We start from the raw sequence: 25,672 nt of genomic DNA, 5'->3' as shown, positions 1-25,672 counted from the left end.
ATAAACCCCGATTACTTCAGCAGTGCCTGAGAAATAATTAGTTTGCGAACCTCAGTAGTTCCTGCCCCTATTTCCAGTAACTTCGTCGCACGAAATAATCGGTTAACCTCAGATTCCCAGATATACCCATAACCACCGTGAATCTGTACCATTTCATCCAAAATACGATTTGAAGTATTCCCGGCATACATTACCGATGCCGCCGTTTGCATATGAATTTTGCCACGCCCACCCTCACCGGCTTCCACCTGCGCCGCCTCACTTAACACCTGATAGGTAAAGGTTCGCATGGTTTCAAGACCTACATACATTTCTGCAAGCTTTGACTGTATCATCTGAAAGTTGCCAATAGGCTGACCAAATTGCTGACGTGTATTCGCGTACTCAACCGATAGATCCAGTGCGCGCTCACAAATCCCAAGCAAAAGGGGAGATATCATTGCACGCTCAAGATCCAAGCCACTCATAACCACTTTATGGCCTTCGTTTTCTTTACCCACAATGTTTTCTACTGGCACGCGACAATTATCGAATACAAGTTCGGCAGTCTGGCTCCCCCTAAAACCCATCTTAATTAGCTTTTGGGCAACACTAAAACCGGGAAAATCTTTTTCAACTACAAAAGCAGAAATTCCTTTACTACCAGCATTGAGGTCAGTTTTAGCGTAAACCAACAACACATCAGCAATAGGTCCATTGGTAATAAATATTTTGCTGCCATTTAAAACGTAATAATCACCCTCTCGTTTTGCAGTTGTGCGCATCGATCCGAGTGCATCAGAACCAGCACCGGGCTCAGTTAAGCCAAGCGCACCAATATGCTCACCTGAACATAGCTTGGGTAAATATTTTTTACGTATAAACTCTGAACCATTACGGTAAATATTATTGGCACATAAGTTATCATGAGCAACCCAGCTTAATGCAAGCGCATGATTCCAACGAGAAAATGCCTGCTCTATTAGACCTGCACTCACTAAATCCATACCGGCACCACCGTATTGCGGATCGACAGTGACTCCCAATAACCCAAGCTCACCCATTTCTTTAAAAATATCTTCAGGCCACCATTCTTCGTCATCCATCTTTTGTGCTAATGGATAAATTTTTTCACGGGCAAAACGGTCCACGTGATCGAGCAGAGATTGCTGCTCATCGGTCAAACTGAAGGCGTTAATTGATGACATAACTTATGATCCTTAAATCTTAGAATTTATAACTACAGCCTTAAGACGCCATATCGACCGTCAGCTATCGGCGCATTCAATGATGCGGCTATCGACATTCCCAACGCATTACGAGTAGCCACAGGGTCAATGATGCCGTCATCCCAAATTTCAGATGTTGCATAATAGGCACTACTTTGATGAATAAAGTCGTCAGTAATTTGGCTACGAATGTGCTCAATCTCTTCAGCAGAAGGCTCACGCCCTCCCGAGCTAACTGCGCGAGCTTGATCGTAACAAGTGTGTTTGCCGCTTGGTCGGCCCCATAACCGAGATCTGACTATTGGGCCAACTAAACGTAAAGCGCGCATCAAATGCACGACCGCACATACCGTAGTTACCCGCACCGAATGAGCCATTAGTCATAACCGTAAATTTAGGCACGTCAGAACAGGCCTGTACCATGATCATCTTGGCACCATCCTTAGTGATGCCCGCTGCTCGTATTCTTTGCCAATCATATAGCCCGTAATGTTTTGCAAAAAAACTAAAGGCGTATGGTTTTGATTACACAGCTGCATAAAATGCGCGGCTTTAAGAGAGCTCTCGTTCAACAAAACTCCGTTATTACCAAGGATGCCAACTTTATAGCCCCAGATATTTGCAAAACCACAAACCAGGGTTTCACCATAATCAGGCTGATATTCATGAAAGCGACTGCCATCCACCATCCGGGCAATAACTTCTTTAATATCAAATTGTTTTTTTATGTTGTCGGGGATAATCCCGTAAAGCTCTGCTGGATCGTAGTAAGGCGCCTCAGGCGTATCACGCTGGCAGGCCCACTTTTTTGGCGCATCCCACTGGGATACAACTTCACGACCAATAGCTATAGCTTCGCGCTCAGTCTTGGCATAATAATCACAAGTACCGCTGACAGATGTATGCATAGCTGCGCCACCAAGTTCAGCAACACTGACATCTTCTCCGGTTGCCGCTTTTACCAGTGGCGGACCACCTAGAAAAACTGCACCTGTTCCTTCAACAATCACCGAGTAATCAGATAACCCCGGGATATAAGCACCGCCCGCAGTGCAGTGGCCAAAAACTAGCGATAATTGTTTGCATCCCATTTTTGACAAAATGGCCTGATTACGAAATATTCTCCCAGCCATATTACTGTCACCAAATAACTGGGATTGCAGTGGTAAAAAACCGCCCGCACTATCACACAAATGGATAACCGGCAGTTTATTTTCAATGGCAATATCTAAAGCCCGTACAATTTTTTTTACTGTTAAGGGATACCAGGCTCCTCCCTTCACACTAGCGTCACCAGCATGGATAACCACTTCCCTACCACTGACAATACCTAAACCAGTAATACAGCTCGCCGAAGGCGCCTCTCCATCATAAGCACAGTTCGCAGCCAATGAAGAAAATTCCAAAAAAGGTGTACCAGGGTCAAGCAACAGCTCTAATCGCTCTCGGGGCAGCATTTTCTTATCCCGCAGCAAGCGCTGAATGTCTTTATCAGGGCGCTTATTTCTAGCAGCATCCTGCCGCTCATAAAACTCGCTCAGTATTTTTTTATTGTGCGTGCTGTACTGCTTAAACTCATCTGAGTGAGTATTCAGTTTCGATGCAATTTTTCTCATGCTAATTCACCCTCAGCAACCGCAATTAATGCTAAAACAGAGGATTTTTCAAATGTATTACCACTCTCAACATTTACTTGATCAACAATGCCAGAGATAGCTGCTTTGACTTCTGTCTGCAACTTCATACTTTCAATCAACATGAGACTTTGACCTTCAACAACCTGATCACCATTAGCGACATAAACATCAACTACAACACCAGGCATCGGTGCACGCACTACACCTCCACCAACATTTTCACCAGATCCCGCTGAAGAAAACTCACTAGCCAACTCAAGTGACCAACTCTTGCCATGCATATGAATAAAAATATTCTCGCCATCCTGTGCCACATAGCATGGATAATGAACACCATTTAAAAATAATTCATAGTGGTGTAAACCAAGTTTCTCTATACGGACAGATACTAAGTGGCTATCAATATTCAGCGTAATTTCATCTGCTACTCGAACAGGTGCAGCTGTATGCGTGACGCCATTCAAAATATATTTTGGCTGCATACTAATTTCTCCAACATCCAATAGCTCCATAGGGGGCCGGCGTTTTCTCCATCATCGTTTTTATAGCCCTATCCGCGAGCACAACAGCAGATAACAACGCAACACGCTCATCAGGCGTTGCCTCCCTAGCGGTTAAGTATTCAGCGTATTTAGTAATAAAATTAGTATCGAATTCTCCACTCACAAATGCGTCATGTGACAGTACCTGCACTAGAAAATCAGTATTAACTTTTACACCAAGCAATACGAATTCTTGCAGCGCTTTAATGGCCTTCTCAATAGCTTTTTCACGTGAAGAAGCATGCACAACGAGCTTGGCTAACATCGGGTCATAGGCTGTAGTGACTAACTGATTTTGATACAGACCACTATCGAAACGTACACCCTTGCCACTTGGCTCTTGTAAATAAAGAACCTTACCCGTCTCAGGCAAAAAGTTATCGTAAGTATCCTCAGCACAAATACGGCATTCAATAGAATGCCCATGGAGGCTTATTTTGTCTTGACTAACACCAAGCCCCTGACCTGAAGCGATTCGAATTTGCTCAGCAACTAAATCAATACCTGTCACCATTTCAGTGACGGCATGCTCGACTTGAATACGAGTATTCATTTCCAGAAAGAAAAATTCGCCTTCCGGGGTATATAAAAACTCTACTGTTCCTGCACTACTGTAATTTGCAGCTTGTGCAATGCCGACAGCCACTTCACAAAGACTTTCACGGTAGGCCTCATCCAACGCAGGTGAAGGTGACTCCTCTATGATTTTTTGAAAGCGGCGCTGCACAGAACACTCGCGCTCCCCCAAGTGAATAACACGCTTTCCATCGCCCAATATCTGCACTTCAATATGTCTGGCGCTATCAAAATAACGCTCGACGTACACGCGCTTATCGCCAAAATATTTTTCGGCCTCAGACGCTGCAACTTTTAATGTACTGGACAGCTCATCGAGGGACCTGACAATACTCATGCCCTTGCCACCACCACCAGCAGATGCTTTAACCACTAGCGGCAGACCCATATGGGAAACCGCATCCAGAAAGCCCGGCTCGTCAGCATCCATCACAACAGAAGGAGCAACAGGAAAACCATGCTCGACAACAAACTCACGAGATCGAATCTTATCTCCCATTAGCTCAATGACTTCGGGCGACGGACCAATAAAACAGACTCCCGCAGCCTCTAGCGCTCTAGCAAATTCGGCATTTTCCGCGAGAAAGCCGTAACAAGGATGCACCGCATCAACACCAAAGCTCTGGCAAATATCAACTATTTGAGCAATATCCAAATAGGCTGCCGACGGCGACTCCCCAGTAATCTCTACCGCTTCATCAGCCTGGCGGACAACTGGAGAATTCCTGTCACTATCATGGAAAACCACCACAGAGGCGATATTCATTTTCTGCAAACAGCTCAACACCCGGAGGGCAATCTCCCCCCTGTTGGCAATCAATACTTTCGAAAACAGCTTATCCATACTCATACATTCATCATGCTAACCAACTACCTGACAAGAACCTTGCGGACACAGACCGCAAAACCAAACCACAGCGCCTCAACGACGATCACTCTGCTACCAAATACGGCATCTGAATGCGCAATATATTGTTATTTTGAGTCAAACTCAACAAATATGAATTATTTTTACATAAAAAATAACTCATATTTTTGTAAAAAATATATTAATTTAATAAAATCAATAACTTATATTTTAATCTTATCAACCCCTTAAATCGAAAACCACACTCCCAAGCTTGACAGAAAAACTACCCCATATAAACTGAGTCCAACATAATAAGCTATTGGCTAATTTGACAGAGCTAGGCTCCACTCACACTTAACATTTAAATGTACTGACATTTCTTCAAAAGGATCAGCCATGCCTACTCAATTAGCGGTCGAACTCTCACCCAATGGAGTGCTACGACTCACGATGAATCGACCCGAAGTACACAACGCCTTCGACGACCATCAAGCAATACGCCTGATTGAGGCTCTTGATCGGGCCAATGACGACCCGGCAGTGCGCGTCGTCGTGCTTGCCAGTAGCGGGAAAAGCTTCTCTGCCGGCGGCGATCTTAACTACATGAAACGAATGAGCAGCAACAGCTACGAAGAAAACCTGGCTGACGCCGCACAGTTAGCGCGACTGATGAAGACCCTCAACTTCCTGACCAAACCAACTGTTGCCAGAGTGCAAGGCGCTACCTTTGGAGGCGCCGTAGGTCTTGTCAGCTGCTGCGACATCGCAATCGGTACACCGAACGCCCGCTTTGCACTTAGTGAAGTCAAAGTAGGCATGGCACCTGCCACTATTGCGCCTTATGTTGTCCGGGCTATCGGTACTAGAGCTGCCCGCAGATTTTTTACTACTGCAGAAGTTATCAGCGCTGAAAAAGCGTTGGCGATAGGCTTACTGAGTGAAGTTGTTTCTGCTGATGATCTCGATGTTACCGTCGACACGATTGTGGAATCACTCCTTAAAAATGCCCCAACAGGCATGCAAAAAGCCAAACAAATTATCTTTGATGTGGCTGCTGGCGATATCACCGAGTCAATGATTAAAGACACCGTGAGCTTCATCGCTGACATTCGCCATACCGATGAAGGCCGGGAAGGTCTCAGCGCCTTTCTTGAAAAACGCCCACCCAACTGGACATAAAAACGTCTAGCCAAACATCACAACAGGAGAAAAGAGTGAACAACAAAAAGATGGTGCGTGTTGCCAATGCACAAGGCTTTTGGGGAGACAGCTTGCTTGGGCCAATCCGCTTGGTAGAAGAAGGTCCAGTAGATTATCTGACTTTTGACTATCTAGCTGAGATCACCATGAGCATCATGCAAAAACAAAAAATGCGCAACCCGGAAGCAGGATATGCACTGGATTTTATTACCATGCTCGCCAGGATTTTGCCCACTTGCCAGCAAAAGGGTATCAAAGTAATCGCCAACGCTGCAGGCGTAAACCCAAAGGCCTGCCTTCAGGCTATTGAAAAAGTAATCACCGATCTCGGGCTTACGGGCATCCGTGTTGGTATCGTTGAAGGCGATGATATCCTCGACACACTCCCCGAGCTCATAAAATCCGGAGAGTTATTTAATAACCTTGAAACCGGCGATAATCTTGATCAAATTCGCGACCGCATCAGCAGCGCTAATGTTTACATTGGTGCCAAGCCCATCGCAGACGCCTTAGATCAGGGAGCCGATATTGTCATCACTGGGCGCGCTAGCGACCCATCGCTTGTCCTCGCGCCACTGATCCATGAGTTCGGCTGGTCCATGGAAGACTATGACAGAATGGCTGCTGGCACCATCATGGGCCATATCATTGAATGCGGCCCCCAGTGCACCGGCGGCAACTTCACCCATTGGCGCGATGTTCCCGATATGGCGCGTATTGGCTACCCCATCATCGAAGCTAGCGATGATGGCAGCTTTGTAGTGACCAAACACGAAAATACCGGTGGACTGGTCTCAGTCGAAACCGTCACATCACAATTACTTTACGAACTGGGCGATCCAAAAAACTACCTCGGTCCCGACTGTATTGCTGATTTCACCAGCATTGAAATCGCCCAGGAAGACACCAACAGAGTTTCCATTTCCGGCATAAAAGGCTATGCCCCAACGCCCACTTACAAAGTTTCCATGTCCTATTCAAGCGGCTATAAAATTTTGAGCACCCTCTGCATCGCAGGTCCCGATGCCATTGAGAAGGCGCACGTTCTGGCAGATATGGTGTTTGAACGCATGGCAATGCATGGCGCGGTGATCGCAGAAGAAGACCGCTTCCTGGAATTATTCGGCACCAACGTGCTTTACAAAGGCTTGGTTCCTGCCGCCGAACAACCACATGAAATCATGATGCGAGTGGGTGCTAAAGGAGACAACCGGGATCAGCTAAATATTCTGGGCGCAGAAATCGCACCACTATTAACTTCAGGCCCCCCAGGAATTACAGGGTTTGCAGGCGGGCGAGCACGAGCTACCGAGGTTGTCGGTTACTGGCCAGCACTAATTGATAAAACCAAAGTTAGCACACAGGTTACGGTGAAGGAGATTTAACATGGCACAAGTAAGATTGATGGATATTGCGATTGCTCGCTCTGGTGACAAAGGCGACGACAGTAACATCGGGGTCATGGCCAACTCCCCTGCACTCTATAACTTTCTGCAAGAAACATTAACCAGCTCAGTGGTCAAAGATTTTTTTAACGAGATATGCCTTGGCGAAGTCGTGCGCTATGAGCTACCTAACCTCCAATCCTTGAATTTTTTACTCAGCAATTCACTCGGCGGAGGCGGCACAGAGACCTTACTAACTGACGCACAAGGTAAAGCACATGGCTTAGGACTGCTGCATATGACCCTGGAAGTCCCAGATGAATTGTTAAGTTAGTCTTAGGTTTAAAGCGCGATGACAACTACTAGTGTACTCGACTTACTCCGAAGGAAAGCTCGAGGCCAACCTCAAAGAATTATTTTTCCCGAGCAATCTGACCCAAGGGTGATAGGGGCAATCGGTATATTAGTCGAGCAAGGCTTATGCAAACCCGTGCTACTCAACACCTCAAACCCGAAAATTCCCGACTGTGAAATTTTCTGGGAACAAACCGATGCCCCCGAATGGTTTGATTTAGCCACGACCACTTTTAGCGAAAGCAGAAACATCACCCTTGCGCAAGCTAAACAAGACCTGAGAGATCCACTACTACTCTCTGCTCTACTCACCCGCTGTGGCTATATAGATGCAGGTATTGCAGGTTCAATCGCTACTACCGCCAATGTGTTAAGAGCCGCCATTCAAGGCATCGGCCTGATTCCAGACTCACAGTTATTATCCAGCGCATTTTTGATGGAGCTACCGAACTGTGTATTAACCTACGGGGATTGCGCAGTTAACCCCTGTCCAACAGCAGAACAACTGGCTCAAATAGCTATCGATAGTGCGGCAACCCACTTTGCTCTAACAGGGCAAACCCCCAAAGTGGCACTGCTTTCATTTTCAACCACAGGCTCAGCACAACACAAAAGCATTGATACCGTTCGCAAAGCTTTATCTATCGTAAAATCCCAAAAACCTGAACTTTGTATTGATGGCGAACTACAATTCGACACCGCTTTTGTTGCTAATATCGGCGCTATTAAGGCTACTGACTCGCCTGTAGCGGGACAAGGCAATGTCTTTATTTTTCCCGACCTAAACTCAGGCAATATTGGTTATAAAATCACCGAACATCTGGGGGGCGCCAACGCGATTGGACCAGTACTACAAGGACTAAGAAAAACGTGGGTAGATCTATCGCGAGGCTGCAAACAAAATGATATCGTAGACGCCGCAGTTATTGCTTCCGTGCTATCAATAGAACAAAAGAAAAAGCCTCAGCCTCACCATCAGGGTGAGATCTGTGAGGTGTAGTGCTCAACATTGCACAAAGGATTATTTTATTCCTAATACAAGAGTGCCCACCCCAAAAAAACATACTGGAACAATTATGTCAGACGCATTAGAACGAAAAAAATCACCAAGGAAGAATAAAAATGTTCGTATCGCATCTATTTTAAAAGCCGCAAGAGAAACCTTCGAGCAGCAGGGATACGAGCAAGCCAAGATCTCTGAGATTGCCGAAAAAGTTGATATCGTTGAAGGTACAATATTTCATTATTTCGGTAGCAAAAGAAAGTTAGTTTTAAAAGTGATGGAAGATTTTTACAACGGAATTACTGAAAGTCTTTATGAAGAAATCACTGGCATCCAAGGTACTCGCAACCGCCTCCATTTTGTTATTTGGCATCACCTGAAAGTAATTAGTGATAACGCCCCGCTTTGTGCCGTTATCCTCCGGGAATCTCGCGGCCTGGACAAAGCTTTTAGCAAAGACATATATCAACTTAACCGTAACTATACTGCCCCACTGAGGCAAGTCATTCAGGAAGGGGTAGCCAATGGCGAAATTAATCCTGAGATATCCATCTCCATGGTATCTAATACTGTCTACGGTAGTATCGAGCACGCACTATGGAATTTATTATCCGATGGAGAAACTCTGGATGTTGCCAAAACAGCTAAAGATTTCACTGACATGGTCTTTAATGGTATTCGAGTACATACCACGGAAGTTGAAAGCAGTGAAGCAGCAAGACTGATCAAAAAATTAAACAAATTACTCTAACAATAATCCAGCTACTGCTTATTCATTATTAATGCAAAGCGCTTAAATTGTATATTATCAGGAGGCCGACCATTTTTTCGCTAACTCAAATTTTAAACCGTGCAGCCCAGATTAATCCCAATGGCATTGCTTGCGCAATGGATGACAGAGAGACTAGCTGGACCGAACTACGCAAACGAATTGCTTGTATCGCTGCAGGCCTCCAAAGACAGGGACTTAAACCTGGAGATCGCGTTGCTATTCTGGCCAATAATAGTGAACGTTACTTTGAAAACCTCTTTGCCATTCCCTGGGCCGGCGGCGTCATTACACCCATTAACTGTCGCCTGGCAGACCCAGAAATAGCGTATTGGCTTGAGGACTCCGGAGCAAAAATAATACTGGTCGACAACAACTTTGCCGATCGAGTTAAACTGTTACAACCTCAGCTCAAAGACTTGCAAACGCTGATATACATGGAACAAGAACACGCACCCAGTGGCTATATCGAGTATGCACAGCTACTCGAATACGGTGTTGTTGATGACGCAGGTCGCAGCAATGATGACTTGGCTGCCATTTACTACACCGGCGGTACTACCGGTCGATCAAAGGGTGTCATGTTAAGCCACCAAAACTTAGTAGCCAACTCATTGCAGTCATCGTCTTTTCTAAACCTGAAGGCAAACAAGCGCATCCTTCATGCCGCCCCAATTTTTCATATTGCATGTACTTCTCAGTGCCTAGCATCAACCCTGGTTGCAGCGTCAAACCACTTCATTGCCAGCTTTGATCCCGAAAAATTCATGCAAACGGTCGAAAGCGCTAAGATTGAGCAATCAATGTTAGTACCCACAATGATTAATATGCTGGTCCATAATCCAGCTTTTAAAAAATACGATCTATCATCACTTGTCGACATACTCTATGGGGCCTCCCCCATGCCTGAAGCTGTAATCAGCAAAGCTCTTGAAATGCTGCCCACACCCGGTTTTTCCAAGCTTACGGCCAAACAGAAACAGCTCCATTCATTACCGGTCTAGCATCCAGATATCATGTGTTAGATGGTCCTCTCTCGGGAAAATTAAAATCCGCTGGGCGCGCCATGCCTGGAATAGACCTTGTCATAATGGATGGAAATAATCAGGTACTTACAGCAGATGAAGTCGGAGAGATATGTGTGCGCGGGCCAAATGTGATGTTGGGCTACTATAATTTATCTGAACAAACGGCAGCAACAATACAAACAGGCTGGCTCCATACTGGCGACAGCGGTTACTTGGATGCAGAAGGTTTTCTATTTATTCTCGACAGGGTAAAAGACATGATAATCTCTGGAGGAGAAAATATTTATTCGATAGAGGTAGAAAATGCCATCTATCAACATCCTGCTGTCGAACAGTGTGCCGTGATCGGCATACCTAGTGAAAAATGGGGTGAGCAGGTACACGCAATAGTGATGCTCGAAAAAGGAAAAACACTTGCGGAAGCTGAACTTATTGAACATTGCCGCACATTAATATCCGCTTTTAAGTGCCCACGAAGCATAACATTTCAGCAAGAACCCCTACCCATATCGGGTGCGGGAAAAATATTAAAAGCTGACCTTCGAAAAACGCTCTGTGAGAACAATAGCTAGAAAAAAACTCTACTCTACTGCAAACAATTATCCGGATATCTTTACGGAAAATTATCCGGATAAGCGCCGCAGAAGTAACGTTTAACTTACTCAGCCAAATAGAAAATCAATCACTATGGCTGATAAGATAAAGACTTGGTTAAAATAATTTATTATTCCTATTACTTTGCTATTTTTCTAACCAACGATTGCCATCTTAAATTTTTCGATATCTGCTCAAAATTTACGGTTAAGGTATTCTTAAACTCTTCCAGTTACCGGAATCAAAGCACCAGTGATTACGTCTGCGCGATCACTCAATAGAAACAGAATTACATCCGCTAAAGCTGCCGGCGTGACCCAAGTTGAAAAATCAGCATCAGGCATATCATTTCGATTAGGCTGCGTATCAATAATACTCGGCAGCACTGCATTCACAGTAATATTACGCGGCTTTAACTCTTCCGCAAGCGCCTCAGTAAACCGGGCCACACCAGATTTTGATGCAGCGTATGCCCCCATACCTAGATCTGCTTTCATTGCACCGGCTGCGCTAATGCTGACAATACGTCCCCCACTGGCAGGAAAAAATGCTAACGCACCGCGACTCGCATTAACAGCGGTACGTACATTCATTTGATACAGCAAGTCCCAAGTCTCAATAGAGCCGTCAGCAACTGTTTCCCAGCGAAAACCACCAGCAACATTCACCAAAGCATCAATACGACCATATTTTTTCGCGATTGCACTCAGACCCGTTTTAGTAGCTTCAGCATCCCCCAAATCAAAGGCAGGCGAACTCTCCACCCCGGCTACAGCCTCACCCTCAACAACATCAACGGCGACAACGATGGCACCAGCCTGAACTGCAGCGTTGCATACAGCTCGCCCTAGCGAACCCAAACCACCCGTGACTACAATAATTTTGTTCTTTAAATCCATTAACATATTCTCCAGCCCTGTCTATAAGGCTTCTGCTATATATTTATCAAAATAATTATGTGTATCTCACCAGAAATCAATGAAAAAATTTAATATACTATTGAATCAAAAACTCAGACAGTTTTTCGTATTTTTTTCAGCCAGCGTCGAAAGTCCTGATCCATAGCGTACAAGCAAGGTAAGTACAACAACGTAACTAGACTACCAAATAAAACACCCCAGAACATCGTCATAATCATCGGCCGTAAAAAAGAATTGTCGCCCATGATGCCATAGGCAGCAGGAAATAAACCCGCGACGGTTGTTAGTGTCGTAATAAAAACGGGGCGCAAACGCGAACCAGCGGCGTCTACAATTTGTCGCTGACTTAACGGCCCCTCACCTCTATTTTTGTTTAGACGATCAATCATAATCAGAGAGTCATTTATTAATATCCCTGCCAAACCGGTCATTCCCACCATAGCCGACATACTTAAATCAAAACCCTGCACCGCAAAAGCTAGAAAAACACCAACCATACCCAATGGAATAACCAGCATCACCAACAACGGCTGGCTAACAGAGCTAAACAGCAATACCAGCAAAAACAGAATTCCAGCCATTGCTAACACCGCCGCATTACCCACATTGCCAAGCGCATCTTTTTGTCGCTTCACCTCACCGCCCTGCAGAATACGAAGCTGTGGGTAGCGAGCGCGTAATTGATTATCTTCTATATAGCTGGTAACAATTTGATTAATCTTAGCAACGGAAATAAAAGATTTATCAATTTCCGCATAAACGGTAATACTACGATCACCGAAAAAATGGCGAATAGACGATTCACCAGGATGACTGACTAGCTCGGCAACACTGCGTAATAACACTGGCTCACCACGATTATTGATGATCGTCAGGCCATATAGCGTTTCCAGTTTTCCCTGTTCCGGCTGCTGAAATTGCAAGCGGAATTTAATACGTTCATCCACGGTTTGGAGCTCATCAATCAACAGGCCATCAAAAGCAATGCGCACTGCGCGGGTGATACTAGAAACGGTGAGACCATAATCGGCAATTGCCTCGTGATTAAGCTCAAGCTCAATCAGGTCTTTACCGGGACTGTAAGTAGTCCAGACTTCACTAACACCCGGTTGTGCTTGCAACAGATTAGTGAGCGCATCGGCCACTAGATAGCGGTGCTCATGATTGCCAATAATATCCACCTCGACCGAACGCCCAGTTGGCGGCGTATTGCGATAGGGTTCGACCACAATACTATTGTAATCTTCGCGGTTGGAAAAATTCTTTCTCAACTTGGAAAGAATGCTTAGGGCATCATTTTCGCGCTCCTCTAAAGGCACTAAAAATATGCTAATTAAACCCCATGAAGGCTGGCGCCCTTCCGTCACACTATTTACGTCACCGTTGTCATGATGGCCAACAGTAAATTTAATATTGAGGATATCTTCGGCCGCTACCAGGGCTCTAATTTCTGCATCCATCGATGCCAAAGCGTTACGGGTTTGCTCAAACGAAGTACCTACAGGTAACTCTGTCTTGATTAGAATATTATCGATATCCCCATCGGGATAAAGGTTTATGTCTATCGATTGAATGCTGACCCACCCTATCAGAACAGCGCCAATAGTGGTTGCGATAAATGCCAAATAACGATGACTGAGAACATGGCTTAGCCACCAACGATAGAACCTTTCAACCGGCTTAAACCAATTACGAAAACCCTTGGCGGCTTTTTTATCTTGTGATTTTAGTGCCGAAGCCATATGCGCGGGCAACATCAAATTACATTCCAGTATCGAGGCCGCCAACACCATCATTACCATTGCGGGAATAACCCACATAAACTTGCCTTCAATACCGGATAAAAATAACAAAGGCGCAAAAGCAAACAACGTTGTTGCAGAGCTAGTAAGCACCGGTGCAGCTATTCCATAGGTACCATTAATAGCTGCATTGATAGGGTCTTCACCCGCTTCTTTGTGTTGGAAAATATTTTCAGCGACAACGATAGCATCATCCACCAATATCCCTAACATCAGGATTAAAGCACCAATACTGGTCTGATTGATGCTCATATCAAAAAACACCATAAAGATAAACGCCAGCATAATTGCAGTAGGAATTCCCGCCGCAACCCAAATGGTAAAGCGAAAGGGAAAAAAAGACATGAGCACAAGAAATACAAGAATAATGCCTGCGATTGCATTATTCACCAGCGAAGTCAGCATGTTGCGCGTGTAACGTGTAGTATCATTAAACGTAGATAATGTAACGCCATGTGGCAATCGCAGATTGGCTTCTTCAACAAAGACACGCAGTTGCCTGGCGACCTTAAGACCATCGGCATCGGCTTCTTTTTTTACCAACAGACTAATACCCGGCGTACCATCTGTGAATGATTGAATACTCCAGTCTTCGTAATCAATAACGACTTCAGCAATATCACGAACACGTAAATAATTGGCGGGGCCATTGACCCGAATGATAACTTCGGCTAACTCCTTGGGATCGCGAAACTCGCCGACCGTAATAATATCTTTCTCACTTTTGAATGAGTTAAGAGAGCCTCCGGAATCTCGTACGTTTCGGCCAGTAACCGCAGCAATTATTTCATCGTAGCTGATGCCCAACTGGTGTACCCGCTGCGGGTCGAGTAAGATTTTTACTTCCTTGTTTCTATAACCCTCTTTATCAACACCGGCCACATCAGGTAATTGCATCAGCTCTGTGTGTAATTGTCGTGCGGTATGCCGAAGCGTTTCTTCGGATACATTGCCATGTAACAATAACTCCATGACGGGAATAACATCCGGATTGTGACGATGTATATCAGGCTTTAACGGCAGGTTCTTAGGTAGGTGGGCATCAGCACGATCAATAGCCTTTTGCAGGTCAACTGCAAATTTGGCATTTTGACTGACGTTATTATCAGGGTTTGCCTTAACCAAAATACTAGAGACGCCCTCCATACTACTGGAGACCATTTCATCTAACCCGTCCAACTCAAGTATTTGTTCCTCCAATGGCACTGTGACAGATAGCTCGACATCGTTGGCACTAGCGCCGGGTTGAATGGTGGTAATGGTGAAGTTACCGAGATCCATTGACGGGTAACTGCTGTACTCCTGAGAACGTAACACCATAATTCCCGCCATTATTATCATGGCTAGAATCATATTGACCAGCAACGTACGACGAGCGAAAAATGCAATAAGAGATTTCACTTGGCGCTACTCTCAACACTTTCTTCAGCAGTGACAGGCACACTTTCAGTAAGCTCTCTTGAAATTTCCGTGTTGTTATACGGCTGAGTATCAGCACTAGTATCTTCACTGTTTTTGGATGTAACCAGGCTGCCATGTTGCAATAGCGGCAATGGCCCCAGAATCAATTGATCACCCGCTCTCAGTCCAGAAAAAATGGGGATTTGGCCATCCCCACCTACACCAATCATCGGTTCTACTTCCTGTGCGCGACCATTAGCAATTCGGAAAACTACCCGGCGCCGATTTCTATCCACCAATGCCGCCTCTGGAATAAGAATAGTGTTCTCTCTCAACATACCCTTAAGGCGTAACCTCACTGACATACCTGCACGGAGCTGACGGTCATTGTTACCTACTGTCAGCTTCACCTCAAAATTACCTGTTTGCGGGTCGGCACTATTACCGACCAACTCCACGCGAGCTATATATTCTCGACCTGGTACACCAGGGCAGGTCATGGCAGCTACTTCACCCAGTCGCAACAAGTTAACTTCGCGCTGACTCACATAGGTTACCGCACGCAGGGTATCGGTAACTTCAACTACAGCTAATGAATTGCCTGGTAGTACAGTTTGCCCTGGCTCCGCATTGCGCTGGTCAACGATCCCATCCACAGGGCTAATAATGGTTGTTTCGCGTAAATCCTGTTGCGCCAGCGCCAGCGCTGCTTCGGCTTCACTCAGCGCAGCGGCTGCACGGGTAAAGTTTGCTTCGCTTTGTTTGAACTGCTCCTGTGAAAGTGCGCCAGTGGTCACCAAGTTACGATGGCGCTGGTAAGTGCTCTGGGATTTACTCAGCTCGGCTTTGGCGCTTTCCAGATAGGCTTCAGCCTGCTTGAGTTTTAATTCCTGCTTTTTTCGATCCAGTCTGATCAGTACCTGTCCAGCACGTATGACTTCTCCTTCCTTGAAATTTACTTCTCGAACAGTGCCGGAGAAATCAATACTAATATCAACAGTTTCAGTAGATTCTAAATATCCATAACTGTCGAAGCTACTGCGCCAGTGTTGTGGTTGCAACATCAAGGTTTGCACCTGTAGTGCGTCTTCCACAATTTTTTTTCCGGAAACGGGCTGCTTATCACTACAGCTAGCGAGTAGAACTGAAGATAAAAGTAGAGGAATGATAGTGCTGCAACACAAGCGTTCAAGCATGGATAAACTCCATTATGAGGAAAATTGCAGAGTGGGACAGCGCTGTTTTTTATCCCCAATATTTTGAATTAATCGTTTATAACGCGGATTAATGGCTCGTGCTTTTAGAATAAAAAATTGCGTTAATTACAGCGAACTCGCAAGTTACAAATGCTCTTTCTTAACTAAAGTAACCAAGTAGCGTTAATCACAGAATTACTGCGTCCAATAACAAGCTTGGCAAAATAATATTTTAACCATTCACCTTAACCGGACTGACCTGGTACCTATCGTTTGATAACGTTAATATCAAACGATAGGTTGGATAATATCGCTAACCGGCAAGTATTGGATTGGTATTGTTCAAGAGGCTTTCACAACGGGCCTTAATCTTCTCTTGATGTTCGTCAATATAGGGGCGAATCCAGAATTGACCATTGCGAATACCTTCTATACAGCTTTCTGCAACCTCAGCTGGCTCAGTCAATTTGAATTCGACATCCTGACCGACACTCGCTTTCTTCAAATCTTCCATGGACAGATAATCTTCAACCTCGTCGTCATCTTTGAAAGCCTCCTGACGGTTACGCTGTGAAGCAAGTATCTGAGTATTAACTAGATGTGGCCCAGGGTATAACAGGTGTGCCTGTATCGACGCTGCATCCATCAAAAACTGGTAATGCAACACTTCTGTTAAACTAGTCACAGCCGCTTTTGAAGACGCATAAATAGGTGTCGTTGGAAAAGGATAACATCCGCCATTGCCTGACGTAGTATTGACAACATGACCCTCTTCCCCATTCTCCAACATACGGGGAACGAACGCACTAATTCCATTCACAGCACCCATAACATTAACACTGTAACCCCATTGCCAGTCGTTAGGGGTCAATGTCCAGATTCGGCGAGCAGCTTCTTTAATGCCTACTCCTGCATTGTTGCAAAGAATATGAACATTGCCATAGACCTCGAAGGCTTTGTCAGCCAATGCCAAAACCGATTTCGGTTCAGTTACATCTGTCACAACACCAATAGCATTGACACCCGCTGCAATAAGCTCTGAGACAGCCACATCCAAAACTTTCTCTTCTATGTCTGCGACAACGATATTCATACCCTCTCGAGCAAAAACATCACAGAGGCAGCGACCAATGCCACTGGCACCGCCAGTTACAACGGCAGTTTTACCTTTAAAGTCATTCATTTTTTGTGTTTCCAATAATATGTCAGTGTCAGCAGTTACAACCAAGCAATAAACACCTTACCTAACTTAAAAGAGATTGTTGGCCCCGAATAGTCCGCAACATATTTTAGTATCGGCGGAGTTAATCCAGTAGCATTAATCTTCAAAGCCAAATCACTTCGGTTTGCCTGAGCTCAATTTAAGTCGCACTGAGAGATTTAAGACAAAAACTCAAGAGATTCACGATTGAACATTTCTTCATGCTCCACCTGTACCCAATGACCACATTCCGATACGAGAATCATTTTTAAATTTTCACAATTTTTTGCCAGCCCCAAAATTCCACTATCAGGCATCATTCTTTCATTGGTACCCCAGAATGCTAAAACCGGGCAAGCTAATTCTGGAAGTTTTTCTACCAAATGAGGTATTTGCATGGTCATCATTACGTGGAAATTCATGATTTCCATTATCTGTAACCGCTCAGCCACGAGCTCATCTGTGGCATATTTTGGGTCGTGCATTAAACCAAAAGAAAATAACTCCTTCATGACCTCCGCTGTAATAGGTTCACCGGAACCATATACCTCGATCATTTTAAGCATGCCGCTCATTTCCATATATTCTTCTGTTGGACTCATGCCACCAGGCGCTAACAGAATTAACTTCTCTACTAATTTCGGGCATTCCAGAGCAAGACCTATGGCAATAGCGCCACCTAAAGAATTCCCCACTACCGCACAGTTTTTAACACCAATCACGTCCAGCGTTTGCTTGACGCATTCCACAAAGAAGGACAGCGGATGATCAACATCATCTGGTTTATCAGAAAAACCAAAGCCGACAAGATCAAGTACCAGGCAGCGATAACCCTGCTCCACCAGCCAAAGATAGTTACCTTTAAAATTACTGTGGCCACTGGCACCAGGTCCCGAACCATGAAGAAAAACGACTACAGGACCTTCACCAACATCAAGATAATGCATACGGTGACCGTTAGCACAATCTGCATAATTACCCTCAGGTAATACTCCATTTAACCCCATCTACCTATCCTCTGACTTATTCTAAATAATGCGAGCAAGAGATTTGCTCGCACGCAGCTGTATTCAACAATAACTATTTAAAGGCTAGGGTCTGAAGGTTCCTGTCCAAACAATATACCACCTAAATTAACGGCGAAAGGTTCAGAAATATTTGCGATATGAGCCTGGCTAGCAAAAATATCAAGATGACGATCCAGCATTTCACTACCAAGTCGTATACCTCCAGAACCACCTGCTTTAAGCATAAGTGAAGAGAGCTCCAAGCACTGATCTGCAACCATGGACGCATCATATCTATACCGAGCGCGGTCAACCATTGGCACAGCTTCTCCTTTACTAGCAGCATCTAACATGTGATCAAAATTGCTATACATAATCAGTTTCATATGCTCAATTTCAGATTTCGCTCTAGCAGCAACTTTCTTCGCACCCGGGTCATCACACATAGGTACCGGACCAGCGACACGTGTTTTAGCAACTTCAACATAAGCGTCAAGCACACTTTCGACCGCACCTAAAGATGCAGTGCAAACTGCTCTGGAAAATACCTGCATAAATGGCAATCGATACAGAGGGGCTTAGATGCATGTTTTTCGCCACTCATATCTTCTAGCATTTTATGCGTTCGGTGCTCCGGAACAAACTTATCCATAACAACAATGTCATGGCTTCCTGTTCCTTCAAGACCAACTACATCCCAGTTTTGAAAGATTTCGTAATCCTCCTTCGGCAGTAGAAAGGTGCGATAATTCAACATATTCCAAGGCTCCTCTTCTGTCGGTACTACTGCGCCAACGAAGACCCAATCGCAATGCTCACAACCACTGGAAAAACTCCAACGACCAGTCAGCTTGAAACCTCCTTCAACAGGTGTAACCCCCCCCATAGGGGCGTAAGAAGAAGAGATTAATGTCGCAGGATCACTACCCCAAACATCCTTAGAAGCCTGCTTATCAAACAAGTTTAGTTGCCAGTTATGCACACCTATGACTGAAAAAATCCATGCTGAAGACATACACGCCTTAGCTAACTCGAGTACCACAGAATAAAAAACCTGAGGATCCATCGAATAACCACCATACTCTTCAGACTGCAGTATCTTAAAAAAACCAGCTTTCTGAAAATCTTTAACAGTTTCATCAGGAACTCTTTTGTCCGCCTTACATTGCGCCGCCCGCTCACGTAACACAGGCTGTAATTCCTTCGCTTTTTGTATTAATTCTTCTGCACGGGGTGAACCCATACTGTAGATACCACCGCTTCTACCCAATTCAATCATATTCACAATAGTGTTCCTCTTCGTTTTTTTCACGATATATACTAACGAGTTTGCATAGCTAAAATCGAATCTCTGACAACACGTCCCAGCTATTCATCGCTTGAGCAGTCATTACTTCATAGTTTTCATGTAAACCTTAATTCTATGCAATAAACTTAAATACTTTCGGGTCTATTCTAAATATAGAATTGTGCAAAGTATTTTCGAAATTGCATCACGGGACCATCACCATCACACAGAATTGGGTTAACATGATGGAATTTTTTATTCCAAATAGGAATATCTCCCTCCACACCTGTCTGGCCGTTTGTAGCGTCCACCGCCGCATCAAATATCATGTGGTTAATTGAATCTTCCGGCCAATTAGGATGCGTATAAGAAAACCGAATTTCAACAAGCTCGTCATTCACTGGCGTAACTAACACCTGCAACAAATAATCAATCAAACCAGAGAATCGAGTCCATTTTTGCCCCGCACCGTTTTGCACAACTTGCACGTTTCGCTCTACCGTCATTTCATCACCCGCTTCATTAATCACCATTTGACTAACGCCACTCACTGATGATTTACGTACCCGTCCGTCGTAAGTGGTTTTTCCCTCTGGCACCGCCTCCATATTATGAACGAATTTAAAATGCGCCTTATCAACACCGTTTTCCGCTATTTCCTGTGGACAGGATTTAATTGTCCACATATAACGACGCGGCTCAGACCACTCAGGGTCAGTGGCCTCAGTTAGCTCAATAACATCATGATCCGGTGCCTCATCCTCAGGATGATACCAAGCCCAGATGACATTATTCTTCTCGCAGACAGAGTACGTTTTAAGGCAAGCCTTGCCCTCCCACTTGGCGGGTATACGCTGCGCATAGGGGATATCACTAATTACCCCCTCGGTGTCGAATTGCCAATGATGAAAAGGGCAGCGAATCGACTCACCCTGCACCGTTCCACCATGCCCCAGATGAGCACCCAAATGCGGACAAGCAGGATCAATTAAACTCACTTTCCCAGCTTCTGTGCGAAACAACACCATTTCGCGGTCAAAGTAATAAATGTTTTTAATCTCAGAAATAGCTAACTCATCACTATACCCAATTGCGAACCAACCGAAAGGCATCGGCATTGGAAATCTCTTTGTCATTATTTTCTCCATAATACTGTCTTTAGTCAGCAACAAAATCTGATTTTAAGGGACCAATACGTTCGGCAATTGTATTAAGCGGCTTCAAATCAAGTCCGTAACAATCAACAGCGTTACCACTCAACATAAGTTCTAATTCTCTCTCAGGAACGCCTTTCAAATATTTCAGCATTTTCTCATGCGTATGCGGCCAACTGCCTTCAGGGTGCGGATAATCTGTACCCCACATAACATTGTTAATACCGATTTCGTTACGAACAGCAGTTGAACCCTCATCAAATAAAGCAGACGCCCCAACCCAGCAATTTCGATTAAAGTATTCACTCGGCTTCATCGTCAGGTTACTGCGAAAGTCTCCCAACTTACCTGTCGTATGTTTTGTTGATGCACGTACATCCATCAATTCTAAAACGTGCGGTATCCAGAACTCACTGACCTCAGTAATCACAAACTTTAATCTAGGGAATAACTCGAACACACCACCAAAGACCAAAAACCACAAGGGACGGGCTGCCCACCAAGCAAACTCGGTAACAAATACACCAATCGCGCCGGGAAGGGTCATGTCATAGTCAGGCGATGGACCAGAATGCGTGTGAATAACGATGCCGTGTTCCTGACAATATTCCCATATAGGGTAATATTTAGGATGATTATAGGCGTCTCTCTCACCCATCAACGGAGGAATCAGAATGCCGCGAAATCCGTTTTTATGCGCCCACTTTATTTCTGCCAAAGCGACATCTACATCGTAAAGCATAAGCACAATAGCCAGCCCAATTCTTCGAACAGGATCCTCTTTGCAAAATTCTGCCATCCATCGGTTGTGAGCACGCGCACCCGCCCACTGTAAATCCGGGTCAACTCCCCACGGCTTTAAACTAAGGCCAGCACCAAATGGAGGTGAATTCATTTCAGTAATACCATCCGGAAACAGCACTTCGGCAGCCACACCATCGCCATCAATCACCCGGTTTCGCACAGCTCCATCCCATGCACCTGCTAAACCGTTAGCAGTTTCTTCGCGCCACTTGTCATTGAACTCAGTCAACAACAGCGACTCTTCAAACTTGCGGGTCATTTCCTTCTGAACAGGTAGCGCCTCATCAAATGCCCGGTGATATTTTTTGTCCAGATAATCCCGGTAACCTTCCATCGGCAACCCTGCATGACCATCTGTTGATACTATGAGATAACGTTCCATAAAAAGCCTATATTGTGATTTTCTTCAACCATTACAATTTATGCCTAGACGTTTCGAAAGAAAAGATGCGGAGCGCGACTTGACTGTTTACAGCAGGAACACAATATCCAGCCACCCTGCCATAGCTTAAAGTTCATTAAAGAAGTTTAATGTCCGGCTATTTATATACCATTGGAAACAATCAAATTCCGAACAATGTCTTACCTGGAGACATTTCACGAGGTAGAGTTCAGCTTATTGTTAGTCAACGAACAATTTCAGATGAATCAAACCGACTCATCATAAAAGCAGTACACCAAAAAACGAGTTCGAGGTACTGTTAGTATCCAGCATTGACAATCAGAAACGATGTCACACTATTACGCACACTTGGCTAACCCACTTAATCCCTGAAAGATTTAAAACAATGAGGTAGAACAATAATGGACGATTTCAAAGATAAGCTTGCAGTTGTTACCGGCGCAGCAAGCGGCATCGGGAGAGCAATAGCTCTGCGCTGCGCTGAAGAAGGAATGAACGTCGCTCTTGCAGACATCTCCATCGACAAACTATCCTCTCTCGCCAATCAACTCCGCGCGAAAGGGGTTAAGGTACTGGCACAAGAAGTTGACGTTTCAAGTACAACCTCAATGCAGAACTTTGCAAAATTGTGCCGCGCAGAGCTAGGCCCTGTGGACCTTTTATTTAATAATGCCGGCATCCTCCGGATTGGGCAGTTATGGGAACATACCCATGCTGAATGGGAAACTATGCTGTCAATCAATGTGATGGGAGTGGTTAATGGTATTAATGCTTTTGTACCTGAGATGATCAGCTCTGGAAGGCATTGTCACATAGTAAACACAGGATCTGTCGGCTCATTGGTCGCTGCACCAGGCATGGCGCAGTACACTGCATGCAAAATGGCCGTCCGGGGCATTACCGAATGTCTTGCTCACGAACTAGCCGGTGAGGAAGCAACTATAGATGTTTCGTTACTTTGTCCCGGACCAGTAATGACCTCCATAGCCAATGATATTATGGGCATCGAAAGCACCAACGAAGAAATCGACTCCAGCGATCACATGATGGCCGATCAGCCTGGTTTCATTACTCCAGAACAGTGTGCAGCTTGCGTATTTGAGGCAATAAAAGCACGCAAGTTCTGGATATTCAGCCACCCTTTCACTGGATACTACAAAGAACAAACTGATGCAATTTTGAGTGGTTCTAACCCAACATATGCTGAAGTTGAATTCGACTAACCGGCGATTCATAGAAAATCAGCAATCACTGTCCGCTATAAGCCTATCTTATGTAGCTATAGCGGGTAGTGAACTTCAAAATGTTAAATAACCAACGTTGCAACTCCCCCACTATCAACACCCGACACAGGGGTTCACTGAGCACCTGATAAACAATTAAATTCATATCATAAGCTCGTGGGCACCAACACACTATGGAAACACACTGCACAAATCCTAGCCCGGCATTACTTACCCTTAGCAACATAAAAACAACAGATGCCCCGCTAGTCCTCATCTTGCAATGCCTGAACAAGGCAGTAATGGGAAAGAAATGAATAAAGCAAAAATTAATCAGCTGGGCGATGAGCTCTATCAAGCGCTGCGCTCGCAAACTACGTTAAAGCCGTTTACTGAGCGCGAGCCTGATATCGAGATTGATGATTCTTATCATATCTCATTGCGCATGGTCAGCCGCCGGGTCAGCGATGATGGCGAAAAAATTGTCGGTAAAAAAATTGGTGTGACCAGTGCTGCGGTGCAAGAAATGCTCGGTGTTTTTCAACCTGACTTTGGTTTTTTGACTGATGCGATGGAATATCCCGATGGCGCTGAAATCCCCATTGCGGGTAATTTAATTCAACCCCGGGCTGAAGCTGAAATTGGTTTTCGCCTGAAAAAAGATTTAGTGGGTCCCGGCGTTACCGAGCAAGATGTTCTCGACGCTACCGAAAGTATTATCCCTTGTTTTGAAATCGTTGATTCCCGGATCGATGACTGGAAAATAAAAATTGAAGACACAATCGCCGATAACGCTTCCTGCGGTGTTTATGTGCTGGGTCAGCAAACCGCTGATCCGCGCGATCATGATCTACCGAATTTAAAAATCACGGTCACTAAAAATGGTCAGCCTTTAAGTGAAGGTCTGGGCAGTGCGGTACAAGGTAATCCCTTAACTGCGGTGGCTTGGTTGGCTAACACCTTAGGTGAATACGATATTCCCTTTAAGGCCGGTGAAGTTATTTTATCCGGCTCTTTGGTGCCGTTAGAGCCAGTGGTGGCGGGTGACGTCATGCAGTTAGAGTTGCATGGCATTGGCACCGCCAGCGTCAAATTTGTTTAGCTTTTAGTGACCGGCATTGTGTGCTTGTCGCCGTTGATTGAAAAGGAACTACCATGAGTAAAAAAATTAAAGCTGCCATCATTGGTCCCGGCAATATCGGTACTGACTTGTTGATGAAGGCGATGCGATCAGATGTGATTGAGCCGGTGTGGATGGTGGGGGTTATCCCTGATTCGCCAGGCTTGGCCAGAGCGAAAGAGCTGGGGTTGAAAATTACTGCCGATGGTGTTGACGGTATGATACCGACCATGAAAGCGGACGGTGTACAAATTTGTTTTGATGCTACATCGGCGTATGTGCACGCGGAAAATTCACGCAAAGTAAACGAGCAAGGGGCGGTGATGATTGATCTGACTCCCGCAGCGATAGGCCCGTTTTGTATTCCGCCAGTGAATTTAGAGCAGGCAGTCGCAGCCAAAGCGATGAATGTAAATATGGTGACCTGTGGTGGTCAGGCGACGATTCCTTTAGTCGCGGCGGTGAGTCGGGTGCAGGAAGTCACTTATGGTGAAATCGTGGCGACGGTTTCCTCCAAATCAGCGGGTCCAGGTACCCGTAAAAATATCGATGAATTTACCCGTACGACTGCCAGCGGTATTGAAAAAGTTGGCGGTGCCGGTGAGGGTAAGGCCATTATCATTATTAATCCTGCTGAGCCCCCGTTGATCATGCGCGATACGGTGCATTGCTTAACGGCGACAGAGCCAGATCAGGCGGCGATCACCCAATCGATTCACGACATGATTAAAGAAGTTCAAAAATACGTGCCTGGCTATACCTTGAAAAACGGCCCGGTGTTTGACGGTAATAGGGTGTCTATCTATATGGAAGTTGAAGGGCTGGGAGATTTCCTGCCGAAGTATGCGGGTAACCTGGACATCATGACCGCCGCCGGTTTACGCACGGCAGAAATGTATGCAGAAGAAATTTTGGCCGGCCGCTTTGTGCCAACAGCAGCTTAGTTCACCCCGTTTGGGTAGCCGCTAAAACCACATATTGAGTTGCTGTCTTCTAATCGGGGCAGC

The 25,672-nt window shown here is 45.1% G+C and carries 21 protein-coding genes and 2 pseudogenes; 10 read left to right on the top strand and 13 right to left on the bottom strand.

What is annotated here, in order from left to right:
• Window positions 1-11: 11 nt before the first annotated feature.
• The 4 genes and pseudogenes from UNITIG_RS00865 to UNITIG_RS00850 all read right to left on the bottom strand — a co-directional run bounded on the left by UNITIG_RS00865 (window position 12) and on the right by UNITIG_RS00850 (window position 4,813).
• Window positions 12-1,187 (bottom strand): acyl-CoA dehydrogenase family protein, encoded by a 1,176-nt coding sequence (locus UNITIG_RS00865; protein ID WP_101756672.1) that lies wholly within the window; start codon window positions 1,185-1,187, stop codon window positions 12-14.
• A gap of 252 nt (window positions 1,188-1,439) precedes the next feature.
• Window positions 1,440-2,665 (bottom strand): annotated as a pseudogene (locus UNITIG_RS00860) (acyl-CoA carboxylase subunit beta).
• Between the two features lie 155 nt (window positions 2,666-2,820).
• Entirely contained in the window at window positions 2,821-3,327 is a 507-nt protein-coding gene (locus UNITIG_RS00855; protein WP_159931013.1) for an acetyl-CoA carboxylase biotin carboxyl carrier protein subunit, read from the bottom strand.
• 1 nt (window position 3,328) lies between these two features.
• Entirely contained in the window at window positions 3,329-4,813 is a 1,485-nt protein-coding gene (locus tag UNITIG_RS00850; RefSeq protein ID WP_101756670.1) for an acetyl/propionyl/methylcrotonyl-CoA carboxylase subunit alpha, read from the bottom strand.
• Window positions 4,814-5,209: 396 nt separating this feature from the next.
• Between UNITIG_RS00850 and UNITIG_RS00845 the strand changes: the two genes are divergently transcribed.
• The 7 genes and pseudogenes from UNITIG_RS00845 (at window position 5,210) to UNITIG_RS24820 (ending at window position 11,124) form a co-directional block, all read left to right on the top strand.
• A complete protein-coding gene (locus UNITIG_RS00845) occupies window positions 5,210-5,992 on the top strand; it encodes an enoyl-CoA hydratase/isomerase family protein (protein ID WP_101756669.1) in 783 nt (260 codons plus the stop codon).
• A 35-nt stretch (window positions 5,993-6,027) separates the two neighbouring features.
• Entirely contained in the window at window positions 6,028-7,398 is a 1,371-nt protein-coding gene (locus UNITIG_RS00840) for an acyclic terpene utilization AtuA family protein (RefSeq protein WP_101756668.1), read from the top strand.
• Between the two features lies 1 nt (window position 7,399).
• Window positions 7,400-7,732, top strand: a complete 333-nt coding sequence (locus UNITIG_RS00835; RefSeq protein ID WP_101756667.1) for a hypothetical protein — start codon at window positions 7,400-7,402, stop codon at window positions 7,730-7,732.
• An 18-nt stretch (window positions 7,733-7,750) separates the two neighbouring features.
• Window positions 7,751-8,752, top strand: coding sequence for a phosphate acyltransferase (locus tag UNITIG_RS00830; RefSeq protein ID WP_101756666.1), 1,002 nt, complete (start codon window positions 7,751-7,753; stop codon window positions 8,750-8,752).
• A 76-nt stretch (window positions 8,753-8,828) separates the two neighbouring features.
• Window positions 8,829-9,506 (top strand): TetR/AcrR family transcriptional regulator, encoded by a 678-nt coding sequence (locus tag UNITIG_RS00825; RefSeq protein WP_101756665.1) that lies wholly within the window; start codon window positions 8,829-8,831, stop codon window positions 9,504-9,506.
• Window positions 9,507-9,643: 137 nt separating this feature from the next.
• Window positions 9,644-10,638, top strand: a pseudogene (locus tag UNITIG_RS23235) (AMP-binding protein); the annotation flags it as partial.
• Window positions 10,615-11,124: a hypothetical protein gene (locus tag UNITIG_RS24820; RefSeq protein ID WP_369809135.1), complete on the top strand. Its 510-nt coding sequence runs from the start codon at window positions 10,615-10,617 to the stop codon at window positions 11,122-11,124. The pseudogene UNITIG_RS23235 and the gene UNITIG_RS24820, both read left to right, overlap by 24 nt.
• 240 nt (window positions 11,125-11,364) lie before the next feature.
• Here UNITIG_RS24820 and UNITIG_RS00815 read toward each other — a convergent pair whose 3' ends face one another.
• The 9 genes from UNITIG_RS00815 to UNITIG_RS00775 all read right to left on the bottom strand — a co-directional run bounded on the left by UNITIG_RS00815 (window position 11,365) and on the right by UNITIG_RS00775 (window position 22,301).
• Entirely contained in the window at window positions 11,365-12,045 is a 681-nt protein-coding gene (locus UNITIG_RS00815; protein ID WP_200821130.1) for an SDR family NAD(P)-dependent oxidoreductase, read from the bottom strand.
• 113 nt (window positions 12,046-12,158) lie between these two features.
• Entirely contained in the window at window positions 12,159-15,269 is a 3,111-nt protein-coding gene (locus UNITIG_RS00810; protein WP_145999041.1) for an efflux RND transporter permease subunit, read from the bottom strand.
• A complete protein-coding gene (locus UNITIG_RS00805) occupies window positions 15,266-16,465 on the bottom strand; it encodes an efflux RND transporter periplasmic adaptor subunit (RefSeq protein ID WP_101756662.1) in 1,200 nt (399 codons plus the stop codon). Before UNITIG_RS00805 ends, UNITIG_RS00810 begins: the two co-directional genes overlap by 4 nt.
• Window positions 16,466-16,778: 313 nt before the next feature.
• Window positions 16,779-17,693 (bottom strand): SDR family NAD(P)-dependent oxidoreductase, encoded by a 915-nt coding sequence (locus UNITIG_RS00800; protein WP_200821129.1) that lies wholly within the window; start codon window positions 17,691-17,693, stop codon window positions 16,779-16,781.
• A gap of 152 nt (window positions 17,694-17,845) precedes the next feature.
• Window positions 17,846-18,673 carry an alpha/beta fold hydrolase gene (locus tag UNITIG_RS00795; protein WP_101756661.1) on the bottom strand — a complete coding sequence of 276 codons (828 nt, stop codon included), beginning with the start codon at window positions 18,671-18,673 and terminating at the stop codon, window positions 17,846-17,848.
• Between the two features lie 77 nt (window positions 18,674-18,750).
• Window positions 18,751-19,173, bottom strand: a complete 423-nt coding sequence (locus UNITIG_RS00790) for a hypothetical protein (RefSeq protein WP_159931011.1) — start codon at window positions 19,171-19,173, stop codon at window positions 18,751-18,753.
• Window positions 19,174-19,187: 14 nt separating this feature from the next.
• Complete coding sequence (locus UNITIG_RS00785; RefSeq protein WP_235015245.1) at window positions 19,188-19,952, bottom strand: acyl-CoA dehydrogenase family protein; 765 nt, start codon at window positions 19,950-19,952, stop codon at window positions 19,188-19,190.
• A 176-nt stretch (window positions 19,953-20,128) separates the two neighbouring features.
• Entirely contained in the window at window positions 20,129-21,097 is a 969-nt protein-coding gene (locus UNITIG_RS00780; protein ID WP_101756658.1) for a Rieske 2Fe-2S domain-containing protein, read from the bottom strand.
• Window positions 21,098-21,119: 22 nt separating this feature from the next.
• Window positions 21,120-22,301, bottom strand: coding sequence for an amidohydrolase family protein (locus tag UNITIG_RS00775; protein WP_101756657.1), 1,182 nt, complete (start codon window positions 22,299-22,301; stop codon window positions 21,120-21,122).
• Window positions 22,302-22,723: 422 nt separating this feature from the next.
• On the opposite strand from UNITIG_RS00775, the gene UNITIG_RS00770 reads away from it, so the two are divergent.
• From UNITIG_RS00770 to UNITIG_RS00760, 3 genes are all read left to right on the top strand, one after another.
• Window positions 22,724-23,545 carry an SDR family NAD(P)-dependent oxidoreductase gene (locus tag UNITIG_RS00770; protein ID WP_101756656.1) on the top strand — a complete coding sequence of 274 codons (822 nt, stop codon included), beginning with the start codon at window positions 22,724-22,726 and terminating at the stop codon, window positions 23,543-23,545.
• 313 nt (window positions 23,546-23,858) lie between these two features.
• Window positions 23,859-24,647, top strand: coding sequence for a fumarylacetoacetate hydrolase family protein (locus UNITIG_RS00765; RefSeq protein ID WP_101756964.1), 789 nt, complete (start codon window positions 23,859-23,861; stop codon window positions 24,645-24,647).
• 53 nt (window positions 24,648-24,700) lie between these two features.
• Window positions 24,701-25,609, top strand: a complete 909-nt coding sequence (locus UNITIG_RS00760; RefSeq protein WP_101756655.1) for an acetaldehyde dehydrogenase (acetylating) — start codon at window positions 24,701-24,703, stop codon at window positions 25,607-25,609.
• Window positions 25,610-25,672: the final 63 nt, after the last annotated feature.

It is taken from the genome of Oceanicoccus sp. KOV_DT_Chl (genome assembly GCF_900120175.1).
GTDB lineage: Bacteria > Pseudomonadota > Gammaproteobacteria > Pseudomonadales > Dasaniaceae > Oceanicoccus.
The sequence above is the reverse complement of the archived record's forward strand: the minus strand, read 5'-3'. Positions and strand labels throughout refer to the sequence as shown.

What these genes read in the sequence shown, in the direction of transcription:
- UNITIG_RS00830 (WP_101756666.1), top strand. Translation starts at nt 7,751, where the DNA reads ATGACAACTACTAGTGTACTCGACTTACTCCGAAGGAAAGCTCGAGGC.
- UNITIG_RS00805 (WP_101756662.1), bottom strand. Translation starts at nt 16,465, where the DNA reads ATGCTTGAACGCTTGTGTTGCAGCACTATCATTCCTCTACTTTTATCT.
- UNITIG_RS00855 (WP_159931013.1), bottom strand. Translation starts at nt 3,327, where the DNA reads ATGCAGCCAAAATATATTTTGAATGGCGTCACGCATACAGCTGCACCT.
- UNITIG_RS00795 (WP_101756661.1), bottom strand. Translation starts at nt 18,673, where the DNA reads ATGGGGTTAAATGGAGTATTACCTGAGGGTAATTATGCAGATTGTGCT.
- UNITIG_RS00850 (WP_101756670.1), bottom strand. Translation starts at nt 4,813, where the DNA reads ATGAGTATGGATAAGCTGTTTTCGAAAGTATTGATTGCCAACAGGGGG.
- UNITIG_RS00785 (WP_235015245.1), bottom strand. Translation starts at nt 19,952, where the DNA reads ATGATTGAATTGGGTAGAAGCGGTGGTATCTACAGTATGGGTTCACCC.
- UNITIG_RS00770 (WP_101756656.1), top strand. Translation starts at nt 22,724, where the DNA reads ATGGACGATTTCAAAGATAAGCTTGCAGTTGTTACCGGCGCAGCAAGC.
- UNITIG_RS00815 (WP_200821130.1), bottom strand. Translation starts at nt 12,045, where the DNA reads ATGGATTTAAAGAACAAAATTATTGTAGTCACGGGTGGTTTGGGTTCG.
- UNITIG_RS00865 (WP_101756672.1), bottom strand. Translation starts at nt 1,187, where the DNA reads ATGTCATCAATTAACGCCTTCAGTTTGACCGATGAGCAGCAATCTCTG.
- UNITIG_RS00780 (WP_101756658.1), bottom strand. Translation starts at nt 21,097, where the DNA reads ATGACAAAGAGATTTCCAATGCCGATGCCTTTCGGTTGGTTCGCAATT.
- UNITIG_RS00835 (WP_101756667.1), top strand. Translation starts at nt 7,400, where the DNA reads ATGGCACAAGTAAGATTGATGGATATTGCGATTGCTCGCTCTGGTGAC.
- UNITIG_RS00760 (WP_101756655.1), top strand. Translation starts at nt 24,701, where the DNA reads ATGAGTAAAAAAATTAAAGCTGCCATCATTGGTCCCGGCAATATCGGT.
- UNITIG_RS00845 (WP_101756669.1), top strand. Translation starts at nt 5,210, where the DNA reads ATGCCTACTCAATTAGCGGTCGAACTCTCACCCAATGGAGTGCTACGA.
- UNITIG_RS00775 (WP_101756657.1), bottom strand. Translation starts at nt 22,301, where the DNA reads ATGGAACGTTATCTCATAGTATCAACAGATGGTCATGCAGGGTTGCCG.
- UNITIG_RS00825 (WP_101756665.1), top strand. Translation starts at nt 8,829, where the DNA reads ATGTCAGACGCATTAGAACGAAAAAAATCACCAAGGAAGAATAAAAAT.
- UNITIG_RS00765 (WP_101756964.1), top strand. Translation starts at nt 23,859, where the DNA reads ATGAATAAAGCAAAAATTAATCAGCTGGGCGATGAGCTCTATCAAGCG.
- UNITIG_RS24820 (WP_369809135.1), top strand. Translation starts at nt 10,615, where the DNA reads ATGGATGGAAATAATCAGGTACTTACAGCAGATGAAGTCGGAGAGATA.